The 16,595-nt window shown below is 42.0% G+C and carries 15 protein-coding genes, 1 tRNA gene and 1 riboswitch; of the genes, 10 read left to right on the forward strand and 6 right to left on the reverse strand.

Annotated features, from left to right (window positions below):
* The first annotated feature begins 4 nt into the window (after positions 1 to 4).
* Positions 5 to 625 carry a bifunctional phosphoribosyl-AMP cyclohydrolase/phosphoribosyl-ATP diphosphatase HisIE gene (gene hisIE / locus ACIZ62_RS11280; protein WP_111886556.1) on the forward strand — a complete coding sequence of 207 codons (621 nt, stop codon included), beginning with the start codon at positions 5 to 7 and terminating at the stop codon, positions 623 to 625.
* A gap of 80 nt (positions 626 to 705) precedes the next feature.
* Here hisIE and ACIZ62_RS11285 read toward each other — a convergent pair whose 3' ends face one another.
* From ACIZ62_RS11285 to gshAB, 4 genes are all read right to left on the reverse strand, one after another.
* Positions 706 to 1,083: an arsenic metallochaperone ArsD family protein gene (locus ACIZ62_RS11285; protein WP_111886555.1), complete on the reverse strand. Its 378-nt coding sequence runs from the start codon at positions 1,081 to 1,083 to the stop codon at positions 706 to 708.
* 220 nt (positions 1,084 to 1,303) lie between these two features.
* A riboswitch (molybdenum cofactor riboswitch) is annotated at positions 1,304 to 1,427 on the forward strand.
* Positions 1,428 to 1,676: 249 nt separating this feature from the next.
* The gene (locus ACIZ62_RS11290) at positions 1,677 to 1,913 is read right to left on the reverse strand and encodes a MoaD/ThiS family protein (RefSeq protein ID WP_026395460.1); all 237 of its coding nucleotides are present in this window, start codon (positions 1,911 to 1,913) and stop codon (positions 1,677 to 1,679) included.
* A 51-nt stretch (positions 1,914 to 1,964) separates the two neighbouring features.
* Positions 1,965 to 3,764 carry an aldehyde ferredoxin oxidoreductase family protein gene (locus tag ACIZ62_RS11295; protein ID WP_111886553.1) on the reverse strand — a complete coding sequence of 600 codons (1,800 nt, stop codon included), beginning with the start codon at positions 3,762 to 3,764 and terminating at the stop codon, positions 1,965 to 1,967.
* Between the two features lie 163 nt (positions 3,765 to 3,927).
* Positions 3,928 to 6,243: a bifunctional glutamate--cysteine ligase GshA/glutathione synthetase GshB gene (gshAB, locus tag ACIZ62_RS11300; protein WP_111886552.1), complete on the reverse strand. Its 2,316-nt coding sequence runs from the start codon at positions 6,241 to 6,243 to the stop codon at positions 3,928 to 3,930.
* A 290-nt stretch (positions 6,244 to 6,533) separates the two neighbouring features.
* Between gshAB and ACIZ62_RS11305 the strand changes: the two genes are divergently transcribed.
* From ACIZ62_RS11305 to feoB, 3 genes are all read left to right on the forward strand, one after another.
* Entirely contained in the window at positions 6,534 to 6,743 is a 210-nt protein-coding gene (locus ACIZ62_RS11305; RefSeq protein WP_111886551.1) for a FeoA family protein, read from the forward strand.
* A gap of 10 nt (positions 6,744 to 6,753) precedes the next feature.
* Entirely contained in the window at positions 6,754 to 6,975 is a 222-nt protein-coding gene (locus tag ACIZ62_RS11310) for a FeoA family protein (RefSeq protein ID WP_111886550.1), read from the forward strand.
* A 117-nt stretch (positions 6,976 to 7,092) separates the two neighbouring features.
* Positions 7,093 to 9,237: a ferrous iron transport protein B gene (gene feoB / locus ACIZ62_RS11315; protein ID WP_111886549.1), complete on the forward strand. Its 2,145-nt coding sequence runs from the start codon at positions 7,093 to 7,095 to the stop codon at positions 9,235 to 9,237.
* Between the two features lie 103 nt (positions 9,238 to 9,340).
* Here feoB and ACIZ62_RS11320 read toward each other — a convergent pair whose 3' ends face one another.
* On the reverse strand, positions 9,341 to 10,126 hold the full coding sequence (locus ACIZ62_RS11320) for a TspO/MBR family protein (protein ID WP_414150178.1): 786 nt from the start codon (positions 10,124 to 10,126) through the stop codon (positions 9,341 to 9,343).
* Between the two features lie 385 nt (positions 10,127 to 10,511).
* On the opposite strand from ACIZ62_RS11320, the gene ahpC reads away from it, so the two are divergent.
* Both ahpC and ybaK read left to right on the forward strand, forming a co-directional pair.
* Positions 10,512 to 11,075 carry an alkyl hydroperoxide reductase subunit C gene (gene ahpC / locus ACIZ62_RS11325; RefSeq protein WP_111886547.1) on the forward strand — a complete coding sequence of 188 codons (564 nt, stop codon included), beginning with the start codon at positions 10,512 to 10,514 and terminating at the stop codon, positions 11,073 to 11,075.
* 200 nt (positions 11,076 to 11,275) lie between these two features.
* Complete coding sequence (gene ybaK, locus ACIZ62_RS11330; RefSeq protein ID WP_111886546.1) at positions 11,276 to 11,773, forward strand: Cys-tRNA(Pro) deacylase; 498 nt, start codon at positions 11,276 to 11,278, stop codon at positions 11,771 to 11,773.
* Positions 11,774 to 11,834: 61 nt separating this feature from the next.
* Here ybaK and ACIZ62_RS11335 read toward each other — a convergent pair.
* A tRNA-Pro gene (locus ACIZ62_RS11335) sits at positions 11,835 to 11,911 on the reverse strand.
* A gap of 187 nt (positions 11,912 to 12,098) precedes the next feature.
* On the opposite strand from ACIZ62_RS11335, the gene rlmH reads away from it, so the two are divergent.
* From rlmH to ACIZ62_RS11355, 4 genes are all read left to right on the forward strand, one after another.
* Entirely contained in the window at positions 12,099 to 12,578 is a 480-nt protein-coding gene (rlmH, locus tag ACIZ62_RS11340; RefSeq protein ID WP_111886545.1) for a 23S rRNA (pseudouridine(1915)-N(3))-methyltransferase RlmH, read from the forward strand.
* Between the two features lie 31 nt (positions 12,579 to 12,609).
* Positions 12,610 to 13,503 carry an Hsp33 family molecular chaperone HslO gene (gene hslO / locus ACIZ62_RS11345; protein WP_111886544.1) on the forward strand — a complete coding sequence of 298 codons (894 nt, stop codon included), beginning with the start codon at positions 12,610 to 12,612 and terminating at the stop codon, positions 13,501 to 13,503.
* 1 nt (position 13,504) lies between these two features.
* A complete protein-coding gene (gene malQ / locus ACIZ62_RS11350; RefSeq protein WP_111886543.1) occupies positions 13,505 to 15,025 on the forward strand; it encodes a 4-alpha-glucanotransferase in 1,521 nt (506 codons plus the stop codon).
* Between the two features lie 238 nt (positions 15,026 to 15,263).
* Positions 15,264 to 16,430 (forward strand): ABC transporter substrate-binding protein, encoded by a 1,167-nt coding sequence (locus tag ACIZ62_RS11355; protein WP_111886542.1) that lies wholly within the window; start codon positions 15,264 to 15,266, stop codon positions 16,428 to 16,430.
* Positions 16,431 to 16,595 lie beyond the last annotated feature (165 nt).

Below are 16,595 nucleotides of genomic sequence, written 5' to 3' on the forward strand. Positions count from 1 at the left end.
AACCATGGATTTGGAAAATATAAAATATAACGAGGCGGGCTTGGTTGCTGCCATCGTTCAGGATTATGAAACCCGTCAGGTACTGATGATGGCCTGGATGAACGAAGAAGCATTGAAATTGACGCTGGATACTAAAAAAGCCACCTTTTACAGTCGCAGTAGGCAAGGCTTATGGATCAAAGGTGAAACGTCCGGCAATACCCAAACCGTCGTAAAAGTTGATTATGACTGCGACGGCGACACGCTGCTACTTCAAGTTATTCCTGCTGGCCCAGCCTGCCACACCGGCAATACTTCCTGTTTTTATCGTAACCTGGCTGTAAATCCGGAAACAAACCTGGGCAATATGGAAGTACTGACGATGCTTTACAATCTCATTGCCGACCGCAAAGTAAACCCGGTTGAAGGGTCTTATACCAACTACCTGTTTGAAAAAGGAGTCGATAAAATATGTAAAAAAATAGGCGAAGAATCTGCTGAAACCATTATTGCCGCCAAAAACAACGATCCTGCAGAGCTGATCTACGAAGCCTCGGATCTGATCTACCATTTGCTGGTCTTGCTTAATAACCAGAATGTGGATTTAGAATCACTATTCCAGGAGCTGACTAAACGGCATCAATAAACCATATTATTGATGCGCATTTAGTTTGCTAAAAAAATAACGAATCTAAATGGGGCGTGTTTCACGCCCCTTTTTGGCACTTAACAACAATCGCCTCCACAAAAACTACGATTTGACATTTTTGCTTTCATCAACATCAATACTAACTCGTCTTGGGTCATCCCCGACCAGGTGGCTAAATCCAAATTTGATGGATAAGTGCCAATTTTTACAATTTCACCGTCCACCACCGTGATTGGTAGAGCGTCTGGTCCATTTTTCAAGACAATTTCACTGACTTCTTTATTTCTGGCAAAAACCTCCGGATTTTCAATCAAACCATATCTCAGTACATTTTTCCCTTCATTTGTTAACGCCTCGACAATGGTTCGTATCCGTAATACTTCCCGGTCTGCTCCTGAACCACAGCCATTTCCAGTATTTCCTATTTCCGACACATATATCTCAATTGCTTTCATCGGTTCCTCCGTTTCTTTAAACGCCTCTTGCGATCAGCATTGCTCACATGAACACTCTGTCATATGAGCTTGACTCTAAAATAATCCAGTTTCAATCATCTGTCAAGTTATATTGAAGTTTCCTTAAACTATTTTTTAAATTTATCGACTGCCTTTTCTTTTAGTCGCAAAAATTTGTAATAAACGACTTTTTTTATTGCGTTCTCATCTATTATCATGTATAATATAATCACTCCGAAGTTTAAAGTTTCTAAGGCTTGTTGCTATGAACTTAAACCCGTAGGGTATAATCGGAAACGGTTATGTCTCCCATTGTGGAAAAGGGGCTTGACAGAATTATTTTTCTTGTCATTTTGCATTTTTTTAGTGCAGAAAAAAAAGGCCATTCCTAAAGGAGTGGTCTTTTTTTTCCCTGAACGTCCCTGAATTTTATTTATTTGTAACCGAAATAATATGAATCAGGACACTTTCTTTGAAGCCAAAACCGGACTAACCAACCGGTTTTGGTTTTTTTATCGTTTTCTTATTCTTAGATAAGAAACAAGCCCTGAAGATCATTGTTGACTCAAGGCTTATCTTTTCTAAGATTAGGATCAACCACCAGCAACTGGTGGAAAAATCGCCATATAGCCATCTTCCTTAATGGGAACAGCGAGCATGGCATCAACCTTTCCATCAACCCCATCGACAATAAGTGCTGCAATTTCCGGGGCGGTAATACCCAAACTGTCAATAACATCTTGTCCGGTCATCCCTGGGGTATAATCCATTTCTACAATCTTTCCCCGGCCCTCGCGAAAGTTAGCAAATAATTTAATCTTGATTGCCATATTTCCTCCTAAAACGAAAGGGACGATCATCGATCGTCCCTTAAATTTATTTTATAATAAACCTAATTTTTCAAGACGTTCTTCCGTAGGAATACCATCTTCATCCCAACCACGTTCTTTATAGTAAAGTGGAAGTAATTCATCCAGTTTATGAACCCAACCTTTGGTTGGTCCCTCTGGCATTTCTTCTTCCAGAAAACGCGGTGGCAATGTATCTTCTTCTGACGAAATACCCGCTTCTAAATTGAAGAGTTTTTCCAGATTCCAGATCCGTTCTCCAGCTAACAATACATCATCGGCGGTCCAATCGGTACCTAATGTTTCATTTAACATGTCAGCATATTCTTTAGCGCCAAGTGCAAATGAGGTAAATAAACATAAACCGGTTGAGTCAATAACAGCGGTCAGATCCTGGAATATTTTTGCCCAGGTTGGTTTTCCAGCTAACTCAAAACGATCCAATTTTTCTGGTAAACCAAGGATTTCAGGAGAAATCAGGTAGCCACGAACATGACATCCGCCACGGTTAGAGGTTGCATATTGTAGACCCATTCCTTGGATTCCTCGAGGATCATAAGCTGGTAAGTCTTGCTTCTTAACAGACATGGAATATTCAGGAACCCCAAAGAAATCAGCCAATCGATAAGAACCTCGAGCTAATAAATCGCCAAAGCCTTCCCGGTTACCCATTTTTTTGAGCCAGTGAATAACAGACTCAGCGTTGCCAAATTTCAGAATTACTTCGTCATCCAACATTTCGTCAGTGATATAACCACGTTGATACAATTCCATCGCAGCTGCTAAGGTTGCCCCAGCCGAAATGGTATCCAGACCCATTTCATTACACCAATAGTTAGCATCAATAACGATATCCATATCGTCAATTCCAAGATCGCCGGCAAATACCCAAAGGGTTTCATATTCCGGTCCACCAATTCCATCAGGGCTATGTTCGCTTTTAACCCAACGGCCACAACCAATTGGACAATGATGACAAGGATTACGCTTGATCAGATATTTTTCTGTCATGGTTTCGCCGCTGACAGCTTCAGCATCCGGATCCTGACCGCCCTGGAAGTTATTGGTTGGATAAACACCATGTTCATTGATAATATTAACCAATACGGCTGTTCCATAGGTAGGTAGACCACCACCGGTGACACCGTTTTCTTTTAACAAGGTACGACATTCTTTGGTAACTGCTTTTAATCCGTCTGGATTCGCAATTTCCGGTTTTAAGTTCCCTTTAACAGTAATGGCTTTCAAATTCTTTGAACCCATAACCGCACCAACACCAGAACGACCAGCGGCCCGATCTTTTTCATTCATGATCGCTGCCATCTGAGACAATTTTTCACCAGCAGGACCGATGGTTAAGACTTTGGACCCAGGCTGTTTTTCTTTTAAAAGATCACTCGTTTCAGAAACCATCTTACCCCACAGATCAAGAGCTGGCAAGATTTCTACCTTATCTTCATCGATACTAAGGTAAACCGGCAGACTTGCTTTACCTTCAACAATAATCGCATCATAACCAGCATATTTCAGGTAGGCTCCCCACTCTCCACCAGAGTTTGAAGAAGCAATACAGCCTGTTAGCGGCGATTTTGTAACGACCATATACCGACCACCGGTAGGAGTCGCCGTACCCGACAACGGACCATTGATAAAGACAATCTTATTTTCTGCGGCAAAAGGATCAACCTGTGGATCAACCTCATCCATATACAGCTTTGTTCCTAAACCACGACCACCAATATATTTTTTTGCCAACTCAAAATCCAGATCTTCAGTTGTCACTTCATTGGTCGTCAAATTGACACGTAAAATTTTTCCCATGTAACCAAACATTTCGTACGCCTCCTAAATTTTATTTATTTGTAACCACTATCATTATACCCAAATAGTATCCGTTATTCAATGGGTTAAAGGAAAGATAATCACAAGCGCAAAAATTTATAGCAATTTTAACTTACCAAGGCAAAATTTGATCATTTTTTGAGCATAAATTTTCTCATTCTACCAGACCAATGGTTTTTAAGATGTTATACCCCAGTCGTCGCTCCTGACCTTCAAAAGGATAGGCGTGCATAACAATCATTGGATTAAAATTCAACTCAATAATTCCGAAACTTGAATCGGGATTGCAATAGTCTTCCAAAATAATATCAATGCCACAGAATTTCGCTCCAAATGCTCTGACCGCTTTTAACGCAATCTCTGAAAAATAAGGGTGCATTTTCTGTGTAAAATCGATACTGTCTCCACCAGTGCTGATATTAGAATTTCCGCGTAAAAAAATCATTTCATTACTTTTGGGGATTGATTGACTGGTTAAACCCTGCTTATTAAGATACATGAGCGACTGATCGTCCAGCACAATTTTCTTTAGCGGGCTGGTTTGGCCATCGCCCCGGTAAGGGTGTTGATTTTTTTTATCAATCAGTTGCCGGATCGAGGAAAGGCCATCGCCAACCACATTCGCCGGGCGACGATGAAGCACGGCCACCACCTCATCTCCCATCGTCAAAAAGCGGTATTCAAGACCTGGTAAATAGTCTTCTATTAGAATCGTGTTATCCTGTTCAAACGCAATCCGGGCCCCTTTTAATAGTTCATCAAGGGTTCCACCCTGATCAAAAATACTGATTCCCAATCCGAAATTGGTGGATTTTGGTTTAATCACAACGTTTCTTCCAACATATTTGATTAGTTTTTTCTTTGCTTCAACGAAAGAAAAAAATTCTTCCCCATTCGGAACTGGTAGTCCATTCTCCTGAAGAATTTTTTTTGTGACCACTTTATTCTCCATGAGCAACGGGGTGATATAATTATCCACACTTGTTTTTGTCGCTTGTTTTACATATTCTCGGCGGCCATTTTTTTCCAGCCGCACAATGTTGTCCGCGGCATCCATGGGAATTACTTTTATCCCCCGAGTCAAGGCTTCTTTTATTAATACCTGCGTTGACATTTCCCAGTTTTCAAAACCTTTCAGGCGGTAGTGATCTGCATCTGACTGTCTTTTATAATCTTTAGCGATTTTTAGATTCGCATCAAGACAACCGCTTTCCTGCATTAACAATTTCAAGCGGTAGGCATAGGTCGTTTCTGGCTGTCTGACCCGGCTTTGCATTTCTTTAATACACTGATCCTGTTCTAAATTCAAATATTTATTGATCTCCGCTACCTTTTCCAAAATATCCTCAGCCCAGGCTGTTTTAAGCGTCCAATGGCGATGATCGAGCAATTCCAAATCCGGTTCCAGCCCACGTTCAGCGACCGTCACCTCATTGACAAGGGCTTCCTGCTGCCAGGTATCAAAAAATTCTTCACCTTCTAATAATAAAAAAAGCATAAAAACATTCAAAAACTCCAGATCGATTTTTGCAATCCCACATTTATCGAAAACATTGAGGTCGATGGTGCGAATTTCCAGGTACTGAACACCATCCTTTGCTAAAGAATCTAAAGTATTGCGATAATCCCTTGGTTTTAAACGAATCTGCGCATATAACTCTTTGGCTTCTGAGATGTCACCCCGTTCCACAAACGCATTAATACTTTTGATATACGACTCGATTGAACGATAATCCGGGTAGAGATCGATCTCGTTTTTATATCCGCTGCAATTGCCATTTCGGGCCGAGGTTCCGCCAGGGCTGAGAAAGGTTTCATTTCCGCAGTCTCCCATACATTGCAGACATTCTTCTATATATGAATTGTGTAATCCGGGGGTACATCCCATCAAATAGATAAGCAACCAGCGATAACGCAGATAATTTCTCAAAACCTTTAAATAAATACGATCTTTGAACGCTTTAAATGACTCCCGAGAACCCAGCTCCTGCCAGATCGTTATTAAAAAATCATCGCTAAACGAAAAGTTGTAGTGGATTCCAGAAATGAGCTGTCGCTTTCCTCCATATTTAGCCATCAGTCTTTCGCGATATTGTCGCGGCTCTTTACCTTCTTCGCCCTGATAAGTGGCAATCGGTATCTGTTTATCATCAGGAATATGACAAGGCATGGAGTAGGGCCAAAAAAGCTCATTATTTGTGCCGATTTCTCCGATCACGATGTCCGTTAACGCTTCCAAAAAATCATAGGTTTCATCAACTGAAAAAAACACCGGCGTAACTAGTTCAATCTGACTTTCGGAAAAATCGGTGGTAATATATGGATTCTTTAATTTATCGCCAAAAATAGGCGGATGCGGAGTCATCGCAAGTTTCCCCTGTTTTGTAACCCGAAGGCCTTCTCTTTCGACTCCAAACCCTGAGGTTAAAATACTTTCTGGTGTCATTTTATTTTTTAATATTTCGATCATGCATATAACCTTTCAGTTTCGCTACAGACACTTTTGTGAACTGTACAAATTTTTTTAATTATACCATAAAAAGGATTAATTCTAACTAACTAATTCCCCATGTTTACTGGGGAATAGACATATCGCCGCAAAAGCCGTTGTTAATATCCCGCCAGGATTATTTAAGTACGTATTGCTATCAGGTATTGACAAATAAAACAGATAATGTTAGACTTTTCTCAGTGAGTTAGTAGCTACTAACTCACTGAGAAAATAACGCATACTATTTTTAACCAATCAGGAGGAAAACCATGTTACTATCAATGGCGACACCCGGAGAAAAAAACTCCATTAAGAAAATCACCGGCAAGGATACAACGCATCAATTTTTAGCGCGTCTCGGTTTTGTGGAGGGAGCTGACGTTACTATTATATCAGAACTTTCTGGCAATATTATTTTAAATATCAAAGATACTCGGGTTGCCATTGATAAGAGCATGGCCAACCGGATCATCATTTAAGGAGAAAAACATGAAAACACTAAAATCAGTGAAGTGTGGTGAGTCTACCACAGTGGTCAAACTACATGGTCAAGGACCGATTAAGCGTCGAATCATGGACATGGGTATTACAAAAGGAGTTAATATCTTCGTTCGCAAGGTTGCTCCACTGGGAGATCCCATCGAAATAACTGTACTGGGTTATGAATTGAGTATTCGAAAACGTGATGCCGAATTAATTGAGGTCATCTAAAATCCAACTGTTTTTTCGCTTGCATAATCCTGCAGAGAATCTGTACACATCGGCAGCATTGGCTGTCAATTTTTTAGCTAAACTGTTAGTTAAAACTACCAATTAAAAGGAGAACCTATGAATCTAAAAATAGCATTAGTTGGAAACCCCAACTGCGGTAAAACAACCATGTTTAATGCCCTCACCGGAAGTTCCCAGTATGTCGGAAACTGGCCAGGAGTGACCGTAGAAAAGAAGTCCGGAAAGCTTAAAAACCACAGCGATGTCGAAATCGTTGATTTACCGGGAATTTACTCCCTGTCCCCCTATACGCTGGAAGAAGTTATTTCCAGAAATTATTTACTCAATGAAAAACCTGATGCCATTATCAATATTGTTGACAGCAGCAATATTGAGCGTAATTTATACTTGACCACCCAACTACTGGAAATGGGAATCCCTATGATTCTAGCCTTGAATATGACCGACATCATCCGAAAAAAAGGGGACATTATCAATCTTAAAGCCCTCGCTAAGCGGTTGGGCTGTGAGGTCATCGAGACTTCTGCTGTTAAAAGCGAAGGATGTGTCGAAGTTGCGCAAAAAGCCATCGCCCTTGCCAAAGCAAAGCAAAAGCCAACACCACTTCAGCTCTTTTCGACCGAGGTTTCAGAAACGCTTAAGCAGATTGAATCTACAATCCTTGAGAGCAAGCCGGTGGAGCACGCCGATTTCTATGCAATCAAGCTCTTTGAACGGGATGAGAAAGCGATTGAACAACTAAACCTGCCGGATTCTGCGCTTAAAAAGATAACCGCCCTCACTGAAGCGTGTGAAGAAAGCATGGACGACGATAGTGAGAGCATCATTACCTTTGAACGTTATCAGGCCATTGGTCGGATTGTTTCAGACACAATAAAGAAGAAAGCCAGCACTGGCATGACCACCTCTGACAAGATTGATCGGATCGTCACAAATCGGTTCCTTGCCCTTCCCATTTTTGCCGGAATTATGTTTCTGATGTATTATGTCTCCGTCTCGACAGTTGGTGCCTGGGCTACCGATTGGACCAATGATGTTCTTTTCGGTGAAATCATTCCTCCGGGAGTTGAAGGCTTTCTTTTGTCAATTGGCACTGCGGATTGGTTAAACTCCCTTATTCTTGATGGCATTATTGGCGGGGTTGGTGCCGTCCTTGGATTTGTACCGCAAATGTTTGTTCTTTTTCTTTTTCTTGCTATTCTGGAAGATTGTGGTTACATGGCCCGAGTCGCCTTTATTATGGATCGGGTTTTTCGAAAATTCGGACTTTCCGGAAAATCGTTTATTCCATTACTCATTGGCACTGGCTGCAGTGTTCCTGGTATCATGGCCTCACGAACCATTGAGAACGAACGGGATCGCAAGATGACGATTATGACCACCTCTTTTATTCCCTGTTCAGCAAAATTACCCATTATTGCCCTAATCGCTGGTGCGCTCTTCCCTGGATCAGTATGGGTTGCACCATCAGCTTATTTTATCGGTGTTGCAGCAATTATTATCTCTGGTATCATTTTAAAGAAAACCCGTGGATTCTCCGGCGATCCCGCTCCCTTTATTATGGAGTTGCCGATTTACCATGTTCCGGGCGTTAAAGGTGTTTTGATTCATATGTGGGAACGCGGCAAATCCTTTATCAAAAAAGCCGGAACTGTTATTTTTGTCGCCAGTATCGCAATCTGGTTTCTCAGTTCATTTAACTGGACACTGGAAATGGTGGATACCGGAGACTCCATCCTCGCTTCCATTGGCATGATCATCGCTCCGATCTTTACACCGCTTGGGTTTGGCAGTTGGGAATTCACAGTCGCAACCATTACCGGCCTGATTGCCAAGGAAACTGTCGTTAGTACCTTTGGTGTATTATTTGGCTTTGCCGAAGTTGCTGAAGATGGTGCCGAGCTCTGGCCAATGCTGCAATTGTCCCTCAGCCAGCTAGCCGCCTTTTCTTTCCTGATCTTTAATCTGCTTTGTGCACCTTGTTTTGCTGCCATTGGCGCCATCCATCGTGAAATGGGAAATGCCAAATGGACGTTGATCGCCGTCGGCTATCAAACTGTATTTGCTTATGTGATTTCTCTGATTGTATATCAAGTCGGTTTATTTTTCACTGGTAACGGCTTTGGCTTTGGTACCATTGTCGCAATTTTAATGATTGCCGTGCTTCTTTATCTGCTTTTTAAAAAACCGGCAATGCAAAAAAAACAGGGACAACCACTTACCGCCGTTAAAGAGGTTTGATTCTTTTAGTGTATTAAAAATTATAACATCACCCTTTTAAAAAAACAGCCGGACGAAAGGATGCTTTCGCTCGGCTGTTTTTATAGAAGGTATCACCTTAAATTCAGGGCACTTCCGGCATCACTCGATAACGATTCGAATAAAACTGAATCCCTGCCATCACAACCAGACAAACCATTCCCACCAGGGTTGATATCGCCAGGAATTGATGCGTTCCCTGCCCCCCGTTCATCGCCATTAATGACTGATAAATTCCGAAATAACCCCATGCCACGGGAATTGGAATGAGTGCATTTGTGGTGGTTAGTGTAACCACCACCGTCAACGCTACCGCAACCATGATCATTATGATTCCCCAATATTCAGGTAAAATGCCAAAGCCTTGCCACTGGATCTTCACCAGCCAGGCTGCTGTATTGACGACGCTTGCAATCAGAAGCCATCCGGTATACATGCCAAAAGCTGCTGGTATGAGCCAATGATTACCCGTTTGAATTTTTGTTATCTCTTTGAGAATCAGGCTCAGTGTAATGGAAAAAGCTAAAATCACAATTACTGATAGTCCAATAAAGGTAAAAGAAAAGCAAATGATCCAGAGCATATTTAAAATACTTGAAAACCAAAATAGATAACTGATACCATCGATTGTTTTTTCATAGTAGGGTTCCTTACTCTTGATGATCGTTACTACCGCAGCTGCAATCAACAATATATAAATGACACTCCAGATACTAAACGTAAATGGTGCCGGGGTAATCAACGTTGCGTATTGATCTGAAACATCTTTTTGTGTTAATCCATTAAAAAATCCGAAAGCACCCAGACTATTAATAATTAAAGTACCTATTAACAGGATTAAACCAATCCCTGCTTTCATTCTCTTATTCATACGATTCACCTCAACTCTTAATTTTTTTGTCAATAATCGTTTTAGAAATTTAAGTCGTCTCAATTATCAAAAACAATCATTGCTTCCTAGATACCCGCTTTATGCATCTATAAACCTGAGAAGTGAATACAAAAAAGGATTTTAAAAACACTGCTGTAATAATCAGACATCCTTAGTCAATGTTTAGATAATTGTTGACTTACTATCTACCAACCAGTTTTAGCGAGTCTTTTTACAAGTCAGCTTGAAATGAATTTTATATTAGAATTATTATAATTTACTCTTGCGTTACAACTACATTTGTGCTAATATAACATCAAGTTAGGCATACATAACTAAACACAAGCAATTGCGTAATCAATACAATTAACAGGAGGATTTTATTATGTCATTAATCGGAAAAGAAGTTGCGGATTTTACTGTTCAAGCCTTTGCGGAAAATGAATTCAAAGAAGTGAAGAAAGAAGATATCTTAGGAAAATGGTCGGTCTTCTTTTTCTATCCAGCTGATTTTACCTTTGTTTGCCCTACCGAGCTCGAAGATTTAGCCAACAAATATGAAGAATTCAAAAAAATCGGATGCGAAATCTATTCGGTTTCCTGCGACACGCATTTTGTTCATAAAGCATGGCATGACGCATCAAAAACCATTCAAAAAATCAAGTACCCGATGTTAGCTGATCCAACCGGTGTGATTGCCCGAGATTTTGATGTGATGATCGAAGAAGTTGGGCTGGCTGAGCGCGGGAGCTTTATTATTAATCCCGAAGGAAAAATTGTCGCCTATGAAGTACTTGCAGGCAATGTTGGTCGAAATGCCGATGAACTATTTAGACGTGTACAAGCCTCACAATTTGTGGCCGAGCACGGCGACCAGGTTTGCCCGGCAAAATGGAAACCAGGAGCAGAAACCTTAAAGCCAAGTCTTGATCTGGTAGGTTTAATCTAGTATACCTTAAAATATGGCAATACAAGTGGACGTTAAAAGGATGTTGTAATCTGCGACATCCTTTTTAAATACAATCTTTTTGATAAAAATAACAAAAATTAATACTTTCTGGTAAAATGGTTTAAACCGAAAAATATTTAACACTTGTGTAACACCTATAAATTTTTACGTACCCGTAAAGTCACTAGAAGGAGAAATAATTGGCTAAACAGAAAGATATTAAAACCAATGCGATGCGCATTTTGGATAAATTAAAAATTGATTATACCCATCAAAGTTATCAATGCAATGAGTTTGTGGATGGCCTGCAGACTGCGGACCTGTTAGATTTGCCTTATGAACAGGTCTATAAGACCCTGGTGACCGAAGGAAAGAGCAAGCGTTATTTTGTCTTTGTCATCCCCATCGACAAGGAACTGGACATGAAAAAAGCCGCCAAAGCGGTTGGCGAAAAGTCGGTAGCGATGATTCATCTAAAAGATCTGACTGCGATCACCGGCTATGTCCGAGGTGGTTGTACTGCCATTGGCATGAAAAAACAGTTTAAAACCGTCATCAACGACACCGCCAAAGAGCTAGATAAAATCTACATCAGCGGCGGTAAAGTTGGGCTGCAGCTAAAACTAAGTCCAAGTGATTTCTGTCGGGCGGCCCAGGCCGTATATCAAAACATCACGATGGATAATGCCAATCATTAAAAGATCCCAGTCAAAAAAACAAAAAGGCAACCGCGAAGCGATTGCCTTATCATGCCAAAACTGGTCGGAGTGAGAGGATTCGAACCTCCGGCCTCATGATCCCGAACCATGCGCTCTACCAAGCTGAGCCACACCCCGTTATAGCTTGCAATTGTACCTCATCTATTGTAAACTAGAATAGACAAAATTTCAATCTTAAATTTAATTTTTTTAAGATAAAGGAGGAACCCATGCACAAAAAAAATCCCATCTACCGTATTGGCGCACTGGTTTTAGTCGCTGCGCTTATTCTTAGTATTCTTGTTGTTTACGCTCTCTAAGTGAGATGAATATTCGTATTATTGCTGTTGGAAAAATTAAAGAAAAATTCTTAACCCTGGCCATCTTGGAATATGCAAAGCGTTTGAATGGCTATTGCCGTCTGGAAATCATCGAAGTTAAAGATGAAAAAATTCCGGAAAATGCCAGTGAAGCGCAGAGGCGAAAGGCGGTGGAAATAGAGAGTAGCCGAATTCTTTCCTATTTAAAGGACGAGGAAATTCTGGCCACCCTGGAAATACAGGCCGATCAACTCGATTCGTTATCTTTTGCTAAAAAAATTGAAAACTTTGGGATCCAGGGAAAAAGTCAAATCACCTTTGTTATCGGAGGGTCTATCGGACTTTCCCCGGCGATCACCAATCGCTCACAATGGAAATGCTCTTTTTCCAAAATGACCTTTCCCCATCAGTTGTTTCGGGTGATGCTTCTGGAACAGATTTACCGCTCATTTAAAATAATCCGTGGGGAAACCTATCATAAATAACATCTTCAAATAAAAAATAAAGAGGTAAACTATGCCGGACTATGTATTAAAAGCCACCGCAGGAAACGGACAGATTCGGGTCTTTGCGGCAACAACAGGGGGGCTCGCCGAAACAGCCCGGAAACTTCACCAAACCAGCCCAGTGGTTACAAAGGCGCTGGGCCGATTGCTCACCGCTGGTTCTCTGATGGGTTCGATGATGAAAAATGCCGATGAACTGATCACCTTAAAAATCGCCGGCGATGGCCCCATAAGCGGCTTACTGGTGACTGCCGATGCTAAAGGCAATGTGAAGGGTTATCCCTATGTCAACGACCTTTTAGATACCCTTGAAGCGTCCATGCCTGTATCCGAAGCTATTGGCGAAGGCACCTTGAACATTTTAAAAGATATCGGCCTCAAAGAGCCCTATGTTGGTTATTCGCCGCTGGTCAGTGGTGAGCTTGCCGAAGATCTAACCTATTACTATGCTCAATCTGAACAGATTCCCACCTCGGTTTCTTTAGGTGTTTTATTAAACGACGATGGCACCGTCCGGCAAGCGGGTGGATTTATTATTCAATTAATGCCAAACACTGATGATGAGGTCATCGATGCCCTCGAAGTGGCTCTGTCTGATACACCATCCTTGACCAAACTTCTGGATGAAGGAAAAACGCTGGAAGCCATCATGGACGATTTATTTAAAGACCTTAGTTTAAAGATTTCTAAAACTGAGATTACCCGTTTTATCTGCGATTGTTCCCGTCAACGGATCACCAAAGCGCTGACATCCATTGGAAAGAACGATCTTATCGAGATGATCTCCGACCAGGAGGATATTGAAGTCAATTGTGATTTCTGTAAAGAAAAATATTCCTTCTCCCCGGAAGATCTACAGTCCATCTTGGATCATCGTACTGATTCTAAAGAACAAGAGGGATAATATGTCATTAAAATCGCGTTCCAGCGGTGTTCTGATGCCAGTTTCGGCCTTACCCGGCGACTACGGCATCGGAACTCTCGGGCAAGAGGCCCGCAGCTTTATCGACCGCCTCCAGGCAATGGGCTGTACCTATTGGCAAATTCTGCCGGTCGGTCCTGTGGACGCCTGTTTCTCGCCTTATAAAAGCACCTCGGCTTTTGCCGGAAATCCCTTTTTGATCGATTTGGAGCTTCTATCGGATTGGGGTTTATTAACCGCGAATGAGCTGAGCGCTAGCCGCTCTGCCGACCCGCCCTATTCTATTTATTATCCCAACCTCATTCGCAACCGTCAAACTGTCTTCAAACTTGCCTATACACGATTATCTGACCAATTAAAAAAAGACATCCAAGACTACAGTGATGCCAATCAAGACTGGCTTCCAGATTTTTCTCTGTACACGGTTCTTTCCCAGCATTTCTTAGAAGAAGACTGGACCAAGTGGAATAATCAGGATCTGGTCAGACGCACGCCCGACGCCCTTGCTTTGGCCCGACATCGCTATCATGAAGAAATCAGTTTTCAAAGCTTTCTGCAATATGCTTATGACCGACAATGGTCGACACTTAAGACCTACGCCAATACCAGGGGTATCCAAATCATCGGGGACATGCCGATTTATGTCGCCCATACCAGTGCTGATGTATGGTGTCATCCTGAACTTTTTCTCCTCGATAAAAGGGGCTGTCCCACTGAAGTCGCTGGCGTCCCACCGGACTATTTTTGCAAAGACGGTCAGCTTTGGGGCAATCCATTGTATCGCTGGGATGTGATGAAAAAAAACCACTATGCCTGGTGGATGCTACGGATAAAAAAAGCGCTAACTAACTTTGACAAGGTCCGAATTGATCACTTTCGCGGCTTTTCTGCTTATTGGTCGGTACCAGCACGTGAAAAAACAGCCCGAAATGGTCGTTGGGTTCCCGGCCCAGCGATGGATTTTTTCAGTCAGCTGAAGATGTCCTTTCCCAATCCCGGAATTATTGCCGAGGACCTTGGTTTGCAGGACCATGACCTGGTCAAGCTGTTAGATGATACCGGATTTCCCGGCATGCGAATTATGGAGTTTGCTTTTATTGATGACGATAATAATATCCATCTACCGCACAATTATACCACTAATACGGTTGCCTACTCAGGTACCCATGATAACAATACCCTGCTGGGCACATTTTTTGACTATTTTCCAAAAAACCGGCAATATGCCTTTGATTATTGTGGTTATACCGACGCCTGGGAAAATCAATGGCAGATCGGCGGCCACCACAGCCCTTCCTGTCGAGCCTTTATTCGCACGCTTTTTCAGAGCGCCGCTAATTTAGTGATCCTGCCGATTCAAGATGTGTGTGGATATGGTAGTGATACCCGGATGAACGAACCCGGAACAATAAAAAACAACTGGGTTTTCCGGATGACCCGAGAGGGTCTATCTTTGATTGATGTGGACTGGTACTCACATTTAAATTTGCTTTATCATCGATAAACACGATCAATGTGACGGTGTCATCTGATTACGGACTCTTGCCAGGAAAAAAGACCACGCTTTAATTCATCACGTTAGCGTGCTGATGCGTCTCACGCAGGATTCTGGAATCAGCGTGATTAAAACAAGTGTCCGTATCCTTCAAACATTTCTTAATATAAACTTGCAATAAAAGTGTAACCTTTGGTATAATAGCCACAGGTAAAAATTAGGAAAAAAGAAAAAGGAGGACTTTACCATGAAAAAAACTTTATCCGTGTTGTTGTCTCTTGCCTTGGTTGTCACCATGGCCGCTGGTTGTTCAGGAGGAACAACCACTTCTTCAGAGGATAGTGATGTCATTAAAATTGGCGTGTTCGAACCCTTAACTGGTGCAAATGCTGCCGGTGGAGAATTGGAAGTTGAAGGGGTTGAATTGGCTAACCAATTACGTCCCGAAGTATTGGGCAAAAAAGTTGAGCTGGTCATTGCTGATAACAAATCAGACAAAGCCGAAGCGACCACTGCCGCCGCCCGATTAATTGAAAAAGACAAGGTTGTTGCAATCCTGGGTTCCTGGGGTTCTTCACTCTCCATCGCTGCTGGGGATGTTGTTAAAACCAACCAGATACCTGCTGTAGCACTTTCAGCTACCAATCCACAGGTAACCGCCGGAAATGATTACTATTTCCGCGTTTGTTTCCTTGATCCTTTCCAGGGGACTGTCATGGCTAACTATGCGTACAAAAATCTAAACGCTAAAAAAGTTGCCATCATCCAGGAAGTATCCAATGACTATTCTGTCGGTTTGGCTAAATTCTTCACCGATTCATTTGTTCAATTAAGTGGTGATCCCAATGCCATCGTGGCAACTGGTAACTATAACACCAACGACCAGGACTTCAATGGCATCTTAACAAATATCAAAGCTTCAAACCCTGATGTTATTTTTGCACCTGGTAACTTCACCGAATCGGCATTGATCATCAAACAAGCCCGTGCGTTAGGCATCACTGCGCCATTTATCGGTGGTGATACCTGGGAAACAAATGAATTTATTACCGTTGGTGGTGCTGATGTTGAAGGCGCTGTTATGTCAACCTTCTTCGACGATACCAACCCACTGACTGAAGCAGGAAAAACATTTGTTGCTGAATATAAAAAGACCTATCCGGACCGTGATAATATTGCCGCTGTAACAGCGCTTGGCTATGATGGATACATGATGACTCTGGATGCCATCGAACGCGCCGGATCTGCTGATCCTGTTGCGATTCGTGACGCCTTAGCTAAAACAGCAGACTTTGAAGGCGCTACCGGGATGATTACCATTGACGAAAACGGTGATGCAACTAAAAACGAAGCGATCATCAAAACTGTTAAAGATGGTATCTTCACCTACCTTGATTCTGTAACAATCGACTAATCTCAACCACACAATAATCATAAGGAGAGCATGGCTACCATGACTCTCTTTATCTACGCAAAGGCGCGTACTATTGAAACAGAACGATATTTCTGCTGCGCGCCCTTTTCACACGGAACAAACATTGAGGGTATTTGTTATCAGATACCCTCAATTTAAATTAAA

It is taken from the genome of Acetobacterium carbinolicum (assembly GCF_047456275.1).
Lineage (GTDB): Bacteria > Bacillota > Clostridia > Eubacteriales > Eubacteriaceae > Acetobacterium > Acetobacterium carbinolicum.

What these genes read in the sequence shown, in the direction of transcription:
- hisIE (WP_111886556.1), top strand. Translation starts at nt 5, where the DNA reads ATGGATTTGGAAAATATAAAATATAACGAGGCGGGCTTGGTTGCTGCC.
- ACIZ62_RS11285 (WP_111886555.1), bottom strand. Translation starts at nt 1,083, where the DNA reads ATGAAAGCAATTGAGATATATGTGTCGGAAATAGGAAATACTGGAAAT.
- ACIZ62_RS11290 (WP_026395460.1), bottom strand. Translation starts at nt 1,913, where the DNA reads ATGGCAATCAAGATTAAATTATTTGCTAACTTTCGCGAGGGCCGGGGA.
- ACIZ62_RS11295 (WP_111886553.1), bottom strand. Translation starts at nt 3,764, where the DNA reads ATGTTTGGTTACATGGGAAAAATTTTACGTGTCAATTTGACGACCAAT.
- gshAB (WP_111886552.1), bottom strand. Translation starts at nt 6,243, where the DNA reads ATGATCGAAATATTAAAAAATAAAATGACACCAGAAAGTATTTTAACC.
- ACIZ62_RS11305 (WP_111886551.1), top strand. Translation starts at nt 6,534, where the DNA reads ATGTTACTATCAATGGCGACACCCGGAGAAAAAAACTCCATTAAGAAA.
- ACIZ62_RS11310 (WP_111886550.1), top strand. Translation starts at nt 6,754, where the DNA reads ATGAAAACACTAAAATCAGTGAAGTGTGGTGAGTCTACCACAGTGGTC.
- feoB (WP_111886549.1), top strand. Translation starts at nt 7,093, where the DNA reads ATGAATCTAAAAATAGCATTAGTTGGAAACCCCAACTGCGGTAAAACA.
- ACIZ62_RS11320 (WP_414150178.1), bottom strand. Translation starts at nt 10,126, where the DNA reads ATGAATAAGAGAATGAAAGCAGGGATTGGTTTAATCCTGTTAATAGGT.
- ahpC (WP_111886547.1), top strand. Translation starts at nt 10,512, where the DNA reads ATGTCATTAATCGGAAAAGAAGTTGCGGATTTTACTGTTCAAGCCTTT.
- rlmH (WP_111886545.1), top strand. Translation starts at nt 12,099, where the DNA reads ATGAATATTCGTATTATTGCTGTTGGAAAAATTAAAGAAAAATTCTTA.
- hslO (WP_111886544.1), top strand. Translation starts at nt 12,610, where the DNA reads ATGCCGGACTATGTATTAAAAGCCACCGCAGGAAACGGACAGATTCGG.
- malQ (WP_111886543.1), top strand. Translation starts at nt 13,505, where the DNA reads ATGTCATTAAAATCGCGTTCCAGCGGTGTTCTGATGCCAGTTTCGGCC.
- ACIZ62_RS11355 (WP_111886542.1), top strand. Translation starts at nt 15,264, where the DNA reads ATGAAAAAAACTTTATCCGTGTTGTTGTCTCTTGCCTTGGTTGTCACC.